Source organism: Kitasatospora sp. NPDC059747 (assembly GCF_042732955.1).
GTDB lineage: Bacteria > Actinomycetota > Actinomycetes > Streptomycetales > Streptomycetaceae > Kitasatospora.
The window spans coordinates 1-11953 of record NZ_JBHWGV010000051.1 but is presented as its reverse complement, the minus strand read 5'-3'; the positions used below and the strand labels follow the sequence as shown (position 1 = coordinate 11953).

Below are 11953 nucleotides of genomic sequence, written 5' to 3'. Positions count from 1 at the left end.
GCCGTAGACGTCCTCGGCCACCTCGGGCGGGATGCCGCGCTCCGCCATGCCGGTCAGCAGCCGCGGGCGCAGCCGGGCGACCCCCGCGTGCGACCGCGGGGCCCCCCGCCCCCGCCGCCGCCGCCCCCCCCGTCTCCGGCAACGCCAAGGTGATCAACCGCGGCGGCCTGCTCGGCCGTTGGCAGCACATCGAGTACGTGGTCGGCTTCAACCTGGACCGCCGCCTGTTCGACCTCGCCGAGTGCATGCCCACCGTCCCGGGTGCCGTCGGCGCCTTCCGCCGCTCCGCCCTGCTGGCCGTCGGCGGCGTGGGCGAGGAGACCCTCGCCGAGGACACCGACCTCACCATGGCCTTCTGCCGTGCCGGCTGGCGGGTGGTCTACGAGGAGCGCGCCAAGGCCTGGACCGAGGCTCCCGCCTCCCTGGGCGCCCTGTGGCGTCAGCGCTACCGCTGGTGCTACGGCACGCTCCAGGCGATGTGGAAGCACCGCGGCGCCCTCGTCCAGCGCGGACAGGCGGGCAAGCTCGGCCGGCGCGGACTGCTCTACCTGCTGATGTTCCAGGTGCTGCTGCCCCTGCTCGCCCCCGTCGTCGACGTCTTCGCGCTGTACGGGGTCGTCTTCCTCGACCCGGTGCGGATCATCGGAACGTGGGCGGCCTTCCTGCTGGTCCAGATGCTGATGGGCGCGTACGCGTTCCGGCTCGACAAGGAGCGGCTGGGACCGCTGTGGAGCCTGCCGCTGCAGCAGTTCGTCTACCGGCAGCTGATGTACCTGGTGGTGATCCAGTCGGTCTTCACCGCGCTGGCCGGCTCCCGCCTCCGCTGGCAGCGAATGCAGCGCTACGGCACCCTCCGGGTCCCGGCGGGCGGCTGAAACCAGGGGCCGCTGAAGGCGGTGGGCCCCTGAAGCCGGTGGTCAGCTGAAACCGGTGGGGGGGGGGGGGGGGGGCGGCCCCGCCCCCCCGCCCGGGGGGGGGGGGGGGGGCGTGAGGGCGGGGCCCCCCCGCCCCGGGCGTGCCAGCCCCCCGGGGCGGCCCGCGGCCCCCCCCCGCCCCCCCCCCCCACCGGTCGGAGCGGGAGGCGCCTTACTTCAGGGCCGACAGGGCCGCGTCGTAGTTCGGCTCGTCGGCGATCTCCGCCACGAGCTCGGTGTGCAGGACGTTGTCGTTCTCGTCCAGCACGACGACGGCGCGCGCGGTCAGGCCGGCCATGGCGCCCGCGGCGATGTCGACGCCGTAGGCGGCGTGGAAGTCGCGGTTGCGGAAGGTGGAGAGGGTCTTGACGTTCTCCAGGCCCTCGGCGCCGCAGAAGCGGGCCTGCGCGAACGGCAGGTCGGCCGAGATGCACAGCACGACGGTGTCGCTGAGCTCGTTGGCCTCGGCGTTGAACTTGCGGACGGAGGCCGCGCAGGTCGGGGTGTCGACGCTGGGGAAGATGTTGAGGACCTTGCGCTTGCCCGCGAAGTCCTTCAGCGACGCGTCGACGAGACCGGCACCGACGAGGGTGAACGAGGGCGCCTGGCTGCCCGACTGCGGCAGCTCGCCCGCGACCTGAACCGGGTTGCCCTTGAGGGTGACCTGAGCCATGAGGGTTTCTCCTCCAGATGGACCTGCTACGAAACGGCCACACCGCGAACCGTCTCGGGTGACCGGGGAACACGAAGATCCTACTGAGTGTGCCGAGGCGGTGGGAGTGCGTGCCCAGCCACCGGACACCCGCGCGGCCGACACGCCGGTGCCCGGCCGCGCGACTGAACCTGTCCGCCCTTGGACCGAACGGCCGCAGGTGCCCGGCGCGCCTGTTGGTTGACGAAGTACCGCGGGGAGATCCTGACGGCGGCCGGAGGGCGCCACGCGTGTCCCCGGTCGGGCCGCCCGATCGAAGTCCGCCGCGCACTGTGCCGTCACCCCTGGGAGGTGTGGAGCTCATTCCCCGGTCCCCAGAGGTCGAGCGGCTGCTGCCGGCAGGCACAGAACGCGTCCGCCCCGGCCGGTGGGTGCGTACGGCGGGTGCGGTCGCGAGCGTGGTGGCCGTGGGCGTGCTGGTGGGTGGGGCGTCCGCGGCGGGCGCCGGGCACCACGGTGGTGGGCATCCGGCGGGCCCGGTGGCCGGTTTCTGCGTGTGCCTCCGGGTGGGCGGGACCGCTCCGGTCGAGGTCACCATCGCTCCGGAGCGTGACCACCACCGGCCTCCGCACCAGCATCACCGGCCGTGCCCCACCTCTGCGCCGACGCCATCGCCGACGCTCTCGGACAGCGCCGGCGCCGGGCGCCTGGACGGCGACGGTGACGGTGACGGTGACGAGCGCAGTGGCCACCACCACGGTGGTCACCACCATCACCATCATCACCACCTGCGTCCGTGCCCGAGTCCCACGCCCACGCCTTCCCCTACTCCGACGCCCTCTCCCACTCCGACGCCCACTCCGACACCCACCCCGCCGTCGAGCCCGTCCCCCACGCCGACACCCAGCCCCTCACCCACGCCGACTGCCTCACCAGTCCCCTCCACCACGCCGACGCAGACGCCCACCTCGCCCCCGCCCGTCGCCTCGCCGTCGCCCTCGCCCTCGCCATCGCCGTCGCTTCCGAGTCCGTCACCTGTTCCGGCCCCGCCCTCCGCGCCGCCGCCAGCCCCGGCACCACCTCCGCCGGCGGCACCCGCACCGGCACCCGCACCGGCACCGGCACCGGCACCGGCACCGGCTGCGCAGAATCCGGCCCCGGCCGCCGCTGCCCCCGCCGCCGGGCCCGCCCCCGCCGCAGCCAACCCGGCCGCCACCGAACCACAGCCGTCGCCCCAACCCACCGGGCCTGCGGCCGCCAGTCCGGTCGCACCGGACACCCCCCGCCCGAGCCCGGCGTGGCCGACCCAGGCCCCCACCCGGGCGCCCACGTTCCGCGCACCGCCGGTCGGCCCGACCACCGCGCCTCCGCACCACCCGGGCGTCCCGATGGCGGCCACCATGCTGCTGATCCTCGTGCCCGCGGTCATCGCGGCGGCGGCGCTGCGCCCGGGGCGCGGCCGAGGCGGCGGCCATGAGCAGGGCCGGCGATGACGCCTCGTCACCGGACACCCCGACGCCCGCGTCGCAAGGACCGGGCCGCCGACCGTAGAAGCCAGCCAGTGAGAGGGAGTTCCGATGGGTCCATGGGTGGCGCTGGTCGTCGCCGCGGCCGCAGCGTGCCTCGTCGCCGGGGCGGTGGTGCTCCTGCGGCGCCACCAGAGCACCGAGCCGAGACACGACGAGACTCCGGACGTCATCGAGTACATCACGATGATGATCGGGATCGTCTACGCGATCGTCCTCGGGCTGGCGATCGCCGGCGTGTGGCAGGCCCGCGTCGCCGCCGAGGACGACGTGCTCCGCGAGGCCCAGGCGCTCCACGAGGTCGGGGACCGTGCGGCGGTCTACCCGCCCGAGGTCCGCGACAAGATCAGGGCGGACGTGGACGCCTACGTGTCGTACGTCGTCCGGGTCGAGTGGACGTACATGGGCGATCACGGAACGATCTCCGACAAGGGCACCCAGCTGCTCGAACAGGTCCGTGCCGACGTCGCCACCAGGCCGCCCACGACCGAGCTGGAGGCGCAGTCCTACCTGCCGATCCTGGACCGGATCACCGTCGCCGACGACGCCCGCAGCGCCCGCGGTCAGTACGCCGGCGCCACCATGCCCGGCCTGGTCTGGATCGGGCTGATCGCGGGAGCCGCCATCACCGTCGGCATGCTCTTCGCCCTCCAGATCCGCCACACGCCGCGGGAGCTGGCGCTGGCCGGGTGTTTCAGCGCGCTGATCGCCTTCCTGCTGTTCATGATCTGGGACTTCGACAACCCCTTCGGCGGGAGCGTCCGCGTCACCGCCAGACCCTTCCTCGACCTGTTCCCCTACCTGGATCTCCGCAAGAACGGGTAGCACGGCACGGTTTCCACCTCTTCCACCCGTTCATCCCGTTCACACCTCGGTTCACTGATTGTCCGGAACCAGCCGACCGTTGGTAATGCCCGTTGTGCTCCCAATGCGCCCGGGACTACTGTCGGTCTTAGTGAACGAAACCGTTCCCTCCCGTCGTTCGCTCCCAAAGCCATTGGGGGACCTGCCATGGCCACCTCCCACGCCCTGGCCTCGGCTCCGCCGGCGTCCGCCCGCCGCGGCCAGCACCCGGGGATAGCGCTCACCGTCATCGCGGCCACGCAGCTCATGGTCGTCCTCGACATCACGATCGTGAACATCGCGCTGCCGCACATCCAGCGGGCGCTGAACTTCTCCACCACCAACCTGTCGTGGGTGATCAACGCCTACACCCTGACGTTCGGCGGGCTCCTGCTGCTCGGCGGGCGCACCGGCGACATCCTCGGGCGCCGGCGCGTGTTCATCGTCGGCGTGCTGGTCTTCTCCTTCGCCTCACTGCTCGGCGGCGTCGCGCAGAACGCCGCGTGGCTGCTCGCGGCCCGGTCGCTCCAGGGCCTGGGCGGCGCGATCGCCTCGCCGACGGCGCTCGCGCTGATCGCGACCAACTTCAAGGAAGGGCCCGAGCGCAACCGCGCGTTCGGCGTCTACTCGGCCGTGGCCGGTGCGGGCGGCGCGGTCGGGCTGCTGCTCGGCGGCATGCTGACCTCCTGGCTGTCCTGGCGGTGGGTGCTGTTCGTCAACGTGCCGATCGGCATCGCGATCGCCCTCCTGGCGCCGCTCTACATCAACGAGTCCGAACGGCACCCCGGCCGCTTCGACCTCCTGGGCGCGTTCACGGCCACCACCGGCATGGTGTCCCTGGTGTACGGGTTCATCCGCGCCTCCGACCACGGCTGGACGGACGCGGTGACGCTCCTCGCGTTCAGCCTCGCCGTCGTCCTGCTCACCGCGTTCCTGCTGAACGAACGGCGCGTGCCACAGCCGATCACCCCGCTGCACCTGCTGCGCAGCCGCAGCCGCGCGGGCGCGTTCGGGCTGATGCTGTGCCTCGCCGCGGCGATGTTCAGCATCTTCTTCTTCATCACCCTGTTCGTACAGGAGATCCTCGGGTTCAGCCCGCTGCGGGCGGGCTTCGCGTTCCTGCCCATCAGTGTCGCCATCGTCGCCGCGGCGCAGTTCGCCGCCCGCAACCAGGTCCGGTTCGGGGCCAAGCCCTTCTTCGTCGTCGGCTCGCTGCTAGTGCTGGGCGGGGTGTTCTGGGCGACCCGGATCTCCCTCGACACGACATACGCCTCCGGCGTCCTCGGGCCGACGCTGCTGTTCGGCTTCGGCATGGGCTCGATATTCGTCCCGGTCATGCTGACGGTCGTGTCGCAGGTGGCCCCGCACGAGACGGGCGCGGCCACCGGCACGCTCAACGCGATGCAGCAGGTGGGCGGTTCGCTCGGGCTGTCCATCCTGGTGACGGTCTACGGCACGGCCAGCCGTAACGAGGCGCAGCAGCAGGTCGCGAAGTTCCTCCACGCGGCGACGCCGCAACAGGCCCTCCAGTTCAGGGCCACCGGGAAGCTGCCGGCACCGTACTCGTCGGCGGTGCTGGTGCACGGCATCTCCCGGGCGTTCGAGATGGGGCTGGTGTTCGCGGTGCTGGCGGTGGTGATGGCGGTGTTCGTCATCAAGGTCCCCAAGGTCCCGGCCCCCGTCGCCGACAAGGCACCCGAACCCGCGGGCTAAGGCCTGGGGGTGGGGGCCGGGGGCCGGGGGCCGGGGGCCGGGGGCTACCCGGCGTACTCCAGCGGCGGCGCGATCGCCTGGGCGTCCACGCCCTCGCCCACCCACAGGCCGATCAGCAGCGCGGCCGTGGCCTCCAGCAGTCCTGCCCGGGCGAGCCCGCCGGCGTTGACGGGCTCACAGCCGAGGTCGCGAACGAGGAGCCGTACGGCCTCCAGGGCCCGTTCGTCGTCGCCGCAGACAGGCACGGCGAGCGGGCGTCCGTCGAAGACCGGCGGTGTCAGGCTCCACACGCTCTCGTGGCAGAGGTTGAAGGCCTTGACCACCGAGGCCCCGGGCGCGGCGGCGGCGACGCGCTCGGCAGCCGAGGGGCCGCCCTGAGTCGCCAGGACGAACCCTTCCACCACCGGGTTGGTGCAGTCGATCAGCGTCCGGTCGGGTAGGGCATCGGCCAGACCGCGTGCCACGTCGACCGCCGCCGCGAAGGGCACGGCCAGCAACACCGCGTCGCCGCCGTGGACGGCCGCGTCCCGCAGAGTACCCGACCGCGCGCCGATCCGGTCGGCCAGGGCCGCGGCGCGGCTCGTGTCCCGGCCGCCCACCAGCACGTCGTGGCCGGCCCGCGACCACCTCCCGCCGAGCACGCGCGCCATGCTCCCGGTGCCTACGATCCCGATCCTCATCTGCTGCTGCCTCCTCGAGGTGAACCCGTCGCTCGGATTCGGGACGACAGTAGGAAACCGCTCAGGCACCATCTGGTAAGTGACCACTGACCAGGACTTCCTCGCCGACTGCCGCGCCCGCCTCGCCTTCGACCTGCTCGCCAACACCTGGAACGCGGTGGTGGTCTGGGCGCTGCGCGACGGCCCCGAGCGGCCCGGCGAACTGCGCGGGCGGATCGGCGGGATCAGTCCCAAGGTGCTCACGGAGACGCTGCGCCGGCTGCAGGTCAACGGGCTCGTCGAGCGCCGCGCGTACGCGGGGTCGCCGCCGCATGTCGAGTACTCGCTGACCGAGCTGGGGCGGACCCTCCTGGAGCCGATCGAGGCGTTCGGCGCCTGGGCGTTCCGGCACGGCGACGACGTCATGGCGGCGAGGGAGCGGGCGGGGGAGTGAAGCGGAGGGGGCGGCGCGCGGCGGGGGCGGTCGCTCCGCGCCGTACTTGACAGGACATCAGGGAGTCGAGGACAGTCCATGTAGCAATGGTTTTCATCTTCGTTAACCGTTGACGCCTTCGGCACCACCAGCCCCACGCACCCCCGGGAAAGGACACCCCCATGTCGCTCGACGTCTCCCCCGCCCTCCTCGCCCAGGCCGCGCACGGCGAGGTCGACGAGGCCGACTTCGTCGAAACGGTCCGCACGTCGCTCCCCTACGCCTACCAGGTGGTCGCCGGCCTCAGCACCGAACTCGCCGCCGGCGACGATGAGTTCGTCAACGACAACACCACCCCCACCGACGAGGAGCGCGCCCAGCTGCTCCGCGCCCTCGCCAGCAACGCCATCCGCGGCAGCCTGGAGCGGCACTTCGACGTGACCCTCGCGTTCGTCAACTGCCACCGCGTCGCGGCCTTCCGGCCCGGCGCCGAGACCAGCGAGGCGTACCGGGAGTTCACGTCCCTGCACAACCAGATCCGCAACCAGAGCCCGGAGCTGCGCAGCTGCTGACCCCCGGGTGACGACGGGCCTCCGCACCGTGGGCGGGGGCCCGTCGTGTTGCGCCGTGTGGCGGGCGGGTTGCGACTGCGTTGACGGTCCGCCGGCGATCTTGTGGGGCGGTGGACGGCATGCGTAGGTTCGACCCGTACCCCTTGAACGTCCCGTCGCCCGCCCGGAGGCCGCCATGCCGTCGTCGACCACCCCACGACCGCTGCGCAAGCTCGGCTTCCTCACCATCGGCCTCTTCGACGAGGCCGACCCGCGCCGCGGCCACGAGACCACCCTCGAACTCATCGAACTCGGCGAACGCCTCGGCTTCGACAGCGCCTGGCTGCGCCACCGCCACCTCCAGTACGGCATCTCCTCCCCCGTCGCCGTCCTCGCCGCCGCCAGCCAGCGCACCCGCCGCATCGAGCTCGGCACCGCCGTCACGCCCCTCGGCTGGGAGAACCCGCTGCGCCTCGCCGAGGACCTCGCCACCGTCGACGTGCTCTCCGGCGGCCGGCTCAACGCGGGCGTCAGCGCCGGCCCGCCCGCCCACTACGACCGGGTGCGCGGCGCCCTCTACCCCGACACCGGCGACCACCAGGACTTCGGCCCGGCCCGCGCCCGGCGCCTGCTCGACCTCGTCCGGGGCGAACCCGCCTCCGACTTCGCCGGGACCGAGGGCATCGAGGTCTACTCGCGGCGCGTCCAGCCGCACTCCCCCGGGCTCGCCTCCCGGATCTGGTACGGCGCCGGGAGCCTGCGCTCGGCGCGGTGGGCGGGCGAGAACGGGCTGAACCTGCTGATCAGCAGCGTCGTGAAGCCGGAGGAGGAGGCCGAGTCGTACGACTTCGCGGCGATCCAGCTCGCCCTCGTCCGCGCCTTCCGCGCCGCCCACCCGGACGGCGACCGCGCCCGCGTCTCCCAGGGGCTCGTCGTGATCCCCACCGACAGCGCCACGCCCGCCCAGCGCGCCACGTACGAGGCCTACGCCGCCTCCCGGGCGCCCCGGACCGGGATACCGCAGGGCCCGGCCCGGCTGCTGTTCGAGCGCGACTTCGTCGGCACGACGGACGAGCTCGTCGAACAGCTCCACGCCCACGCCTCGTTCCGGGAGATCGACGAGGTCGCGTTCGCCCTGCCCTTCACCTTCGCCCCCGAGGACTACGTCCAGATCCTCACCGACCTCGCCACCCGCCTCGGCCCCGCCCTCGGCTGGAAGCCGGCCGACCGGGACCACTGAAGGTTCGGCCCCCATAGCGGCCGGAACGGACAGCAGCCCGGGCGAGCTGGGAATTGCGCGGCGCCGTGACTCTCAGAACTCGCCCGTAGCCAGCTCCACGTCGAGCGGCGCGGGCAGCCGGATGGGGAAGCCGAGGGGGTACGGGCCCTCGACGAGGGCGTAGTCGGGCTCGCCGGGCCGGGTGAACAGGGTCCACGTGCGCTTCCCGCGATCGACCAGGAGGTAGCCGGGGGCGCCGAATTGCGCGTAGCGACGGCGGCGCTTCGAGGTGGTGTGGCTCGTGTCGGTGCACCCCGGCGGGACGGCCTCGACCACGAGGAGCGTCTGTTCGGGCAGCAGCGCGCCTTCCGTCCTGGCCAGTGCCGCCGGTATGACCGCCAGGTGCGGGACGTAGCGGTTCGCCGTGCCCGGGAAGTCGAGGTCGCCGGAGCCCGCGAACAGGCCGAGCTCGCGCAGGCGCGGGCGAAGCTGCTCGCGGATGGCGGAGGCGACGTTCGAGTCGGCCCACGAGCGGCGGACGGGCGCGACGACGCCCTCGATCAGTTCGGTGTGCACGCCCGGAGGCTACCGGGAGGGTCGGACACACCCCCTCTGGCCAGATGACTAAGCGCTTGCTTAGAATCACGCTCACGTGTCATCGCCGTACCGACTGGAGGCGCCCCCATGTCCGCTGTCAATCGCCAGGTCCGTCTTGCCCGCCGGCCCGTCGGGGAGGTGCGCGACGGGGACTGGGAGCTGGTCGACGGCGCGGTCGGCGAGGCCGGGGAGGGGGAGTTCGTCGGGCGGACGCGCTTCGTGTCGCTCGACCCGGCGATGCGCGGATGGCTGGACGACCGGCCGTCGTACTTGCCGCCGGTGGGGATCGGCGAGGTCATGCGGGCCGGGTCGGTGGTCGAGGTCGTCGCGTCGCGGCACCCGGGGTTCAAGGTCGGCGACCACGTCGTGGGCGCGTTCGGCGTGCAGGAGTACGCCGTGTCGGACGGCAAGGGCGCGCTGCGCGTCGACCCGGCGCTCGCGCCGCTCTCGACCTACCTGGGCGCCCTCGGCATGCCCGGCATGACGGCGTACTTCGGCCTGCTGGACGTCGGCGCGCTCAAGGAGGGCGAGACGGTCGTGGTGTCCGGCGCCGCCGGCGCCGTCGGGACGATGGTCGGCCAGATCGCCAAGGTCAAGGGCTGCCGGGTGATCGGGATCGCCGGCGGGCCGGAGAAGTGCGCCCTGCTCACCGACGAACTCGGCTTCGACGCCGCCGTCGACTACCGCGCCGAGGACGTCCGCAAGGCGCTGCGCACGCACGCCCCGGACGGCATCGACGTCTACTTCGACAACGTCGGCGGCGACATCCTCGACGCCGCCCTCAGCCGCCTCGCGATGCACGCCCGCGTCGTGATCTGCGGGGCGATCAGCCAGTACAACAACGAGACCGCCGTCCAGGGCCCCTCCAACTACCTGTCCCTGCTGGTGCGCCGGGCCCGCATGGAGGGCTTCGTCGTCTTCGACTACGCGCGCCGCTACGCCGAGGCCGCGGCCGAGATCGCCGGCTGGATCGGCGAGGGCCGGATCAAGGTCAAGGAGCACGTGGTCGAGGGCACGGTCGACGACTTCCCGCAGACGTTCCGGATGCTGTTCAGCGGCGAGAACACCGGGAAGCTCGTCCTGCGGCTGCCGTGAGCACCCGGCGGGGCGTTCGCCGTGATCATCATGGTGAGCGCCCCGCCGGACGAGTGCCGGTGCAAGGGACGCCCGGCCGGAAATCTTGCGGTGGCGGGCCTGGTGCGGCGGGACGAAAACCACCGATTTGGTACAGAGCGGTATCTCTCTGTGAGCATGGGCGGTCGCTCCACCGAGCGCAGCAGGACCAGGAAAGGCGCACCACCCCCATGCAGACCAGCCCGGCCGTGACCCGGCAGGCTCCCCGGCCGACCCCGCCCACCGACGCGGGCCCCGCCACCCCCTCCCCCTCCCGTTCGGGCGGGCGGTTCGGCCTGCCGACCGCGACCGCGCTCGTGATGGGGAACATCATCGGCGGCGGGATCTTCATGATCCCGGCCGCCGTGGCGCCGTTCGGGACGGTCAGCCTGGTCGCGTTCGCGGTGCTGACCGTGGGTGCGATCGCGCTCGCGCTCGTCTTCGGGCAGCTGGCCCGCCGCAACCCGCGCACCGGCGGTCCCTACGTCTACGCCCGTGAGGCGTTCGGCGACTTCGCCGGGTTCATCTCCGCCTGGTCGTACTGGATCACCACGTGGGTCAGCAACGCGGCGCTCGCCGTCGCGGCCGTCGGATACCTCGACGTGCTGGTCCCCGTCCAGCACTCCACCGTGGTCACCATCGCCGCCGCGCTGACCGTGCAGTGGCTGCCCGCGCTGGCGAACCTGGCCGGCACCCGGTACGTCGGGGCCGTCCAACTCGTCTCCACCGTCCTCAAGTTCATCCCGCTGGCGCTGGTCGCGGTGGGCGGCCTCGGCTTCTTCGACCCGAAGAACCTCGGCCCGTTCGACGCCTCCGGCCAGGGCGTGGTCGGCGGCATGACGGCCGCCGCGGCGATCCTGCTCTTCAGCTACCTGGGCGTCGAGTCGGCCGCGATGAGCGCGGGCAAGGTCCGCGACCCCGAGCGCAACGTCGGCCGGGCGAGCGTCCTCGGCACGGCGGGCGCGGCCCTGGTCTACCTGCTCGGCACGCTGGCGGTGTTCGGCACCGTCGCACACGACGAGCTCGTCCACTCCTCCGCGCCGTTCTCGGACGCCGTGAACGCGATGTTCGGCGGCTCGTGGGGCGGGACGGTCATCGCCGTGGCCGCGCTGATCTCGATGACGGGCGCGCTCAACGGCTGGACGCTGCTGGCCGCGCAGGCGCCGTACGCGGCCGCCAAGGACGGGCTGTTCCCGGCCGCGTTCGCCAAGGAGAAGCGCGGGGTGCCGGTGCTCGGCGTCGTCGTCAGCGTGGCGCTGGCCTCGGTGCTGACGGTGCTCAACTTCGCGTCCGGCGCGAAGGGCGCGTTCGACGCCCTCGTGCTGATCACCACCTTCACCGCGACCGTCCCCTACCTGCTCTCCACCGCCGCCCAGCTCTACTGGCTGGTGCGCGGCGGGCGCGAGGTGGCCGGCGCCCGTCTCGTCCGCGACGCGGTGCTGGGCCTGGGCGCGTTCGGCTTCTCGCTGTGGCTGGTCGCGGGCGCCGGGTACGCGGCCGTCTACCAGGGCGTGCTGTTCCTGTTCGCGGGCATCCTCGTGTTCGTCTGGATGTCCGGGCGCCGCAAGGACTGACCCCCTCGGGTCAGGAGAACCCCCTCAGGCCGGGAGCGGGCGGGCGGGTAGGTTCCGCGCCCCGAACGCCCCGCGCCGGCCCGCTGGGGCCGCCCGCCGGGCAACCCCCCCGCCCACCCCCAACCCCCCCCGGCGCGCCCGCAGTTCGTGGGCGGCGCG

General features: G+C 73.0%; 12 protein-coding genes and 1 pseudogene. 9 read left to right on the top strand and 4 right to left on the bottom strand.

Annotation, left to right across the window (positions count from 1 at the left end):
• Positions 1-131: 131 nt before the first annotated feature.
• Positions 132-875 (top strand): annotated as a pseudogene (locus ACFV4G_RS22410) (glycosyltransferase); the annotation flags it as partial.
• A gap of 211 nt (positions 876-1086) precedes the next feature.
• On the opposite strand, the gene tpx reads toward ACFV4G_RS22410, so the two are convergent.
• On the bottom strand, positions 1087-1587 hold the full coding sequence (gene tpx, locus ACFV4G_RS22405; RefSeq protein ID WP_359965739.1) for a thiol peroxidase: 501 nt from the start codon (positions 1585-1587) through the stop codon (positions 1087-1089).
• A 317-nt stretch (positions 1588-1904) separates the two neighbouring features.
• Positions 1905-2339, bottom strand: coding sequence for a hypothetical protein (locus ACFV4G_RS22400; protein WP_380443058.1), 435 nt, complete (start codon positions 2337-2339; stop codon positions 1905-1907).
• Between the two features lie 23 nt (positions 2340-2362).
• Here ACFV4G_RS22400 and ACFV4G_RS22395 point away from each other — a divergent pair, with 23 nt between their 5' ends.
• From ACFV4G_RS22395 to ACFV4G_RS22385, 3 genes are all read left to right on the top strand, one after another.
• Positions 2363-3043, top strand: a complete 681-nt coding sequence (locus ACFV4G_RS22395; RefSeq protein ID WP_380443056.1) for a hypothetical protein — start codon at positions 2363-2365, stop codon at positions 3041-3043.
• A gap of 100 nt (positions 3044-3143) precedes the next feature.
• Positions 3144-3917, top strand: coding sequence for a hypothetical protein (locus tag ACFV4G_RS22390; protein ID WP_380443054.1), 774 nt, complete (start codon positions 3144-3146; stop codon positions 3915-3917).
• A gap of 186 nt (positions 3918-4103) precedes the next feature.
• Complete coding sequence (locus tag ACFV4G_RS22385; protein ID WP_380443051.1) at positions 4104-5648, top strand: MFS transporter; 1545 nt, start codon at positions 4104-4106, stop codon at positions 5646-5648.
• A 44-nt stretch (positions 5649-5692) separates the two neighbouring features.
• Here ACFV4G_RS22385 and ACFV4G_RS22380 read toward each other — a convergent pair whose 3' ends face one another.
• Entirely contained in the window at positions 5693-6328 is a 636-nt protein-coding gene (locus ACFV4G_RS22380) for an NADPH-dependent F420 reductase (RefSeq protein WP_380443049.1), read from the bottom strand.
• A gap of 79 nt (positions 6329-6407) precedes the next feature.
• On the opposite strand from ACFV4G_RS22380, the gene ACFV4G_RS22375 reads away from it, so the two are divergent.
• The 3 genes from ACFV4G_RS22375 (at position 6408) to ACFV4G_RS22365 (ending at position 8531) form a co-directional block, all read left to right on the top strand.
• Entirely contained in the window at positions 6408-6761 is a 354-nt protein-coding gene (locus ACFV4G_RS22375; RefSeq protein WP_380443047.1) for a winged helix-turn-helix transcriptional regulator, read from the top strand.
• 161 nt (positions 6762-6922) lie between these two features.
• The gene (locus ACFV4G_RS22370) at positions 6923-7312 is read left to right on the top strand and encodes an SCO5389 family protein (protein ID WP_380443045.1); all 390 of its coding nucleotides are present in this window, start codon (positions 6923-6925) and stop codon (positions 7310-7312) included.
• Positions 7313-7487: 175 nt separating this feature from the next.
• A complete protein-coding gene (locus ACFV4G_RS22365; protein ID WP_380443043.1) occupies positions 7488-8531 on the top strand; it encodes an LLM class flavin-dependent oxidoreductase in 1044 nt (347 codons plus the stop codon).
• Positions 8532-8603: 72 nt separating this feature from the next.
• On the opposite strand, the gene ACFV4G_RS22360 is transcribed toward ACFV4G_RS22365, so the two are convergent.
• Positions 8604-9086, bottom strand: coding sequence for a Uma2 family endonuclease (locus tag ACFV4G_RS22360; protein WP_380443041.1), 483 nt, complete (start codon positions 9084-9086; stop codon positions 8604-8606).
• A gap of 108 nt (positions 9087-9194) precedes the next feature.
• On the opposite strand from ACFV4G_RS22360, the gene ACFV4G_RS22355 reads away from it, so the two are divergent.
• Together ACFV4G_RS22355 and ACFV4G_RS22350 are read left to right on the top strand one after the other, a co-directional pair.
• The gene (locus tag ACFV4G_RS22355; protein ID WP_380443039.1) at positions 9195-10202 is read left to right on the top strand and encodes an NADP-dependent oxidoreductase; all 1008 of its coding nucleotides are present in this window, start codon (positions 9195-9197) and stop codon (positions 10200-10202) included.
• 209 nt (positions 10203-10411) lie between these two features.
• Entirely contained in the window at positions 10412-11794 is a 1383-nt protein-coding gene (locus ACFV4G_RS22350; protein WP_380443037.1) for an amino acid permease, read from the top strand.
• Positions 11795-11953: the final 159 nt, after the last annotated feature.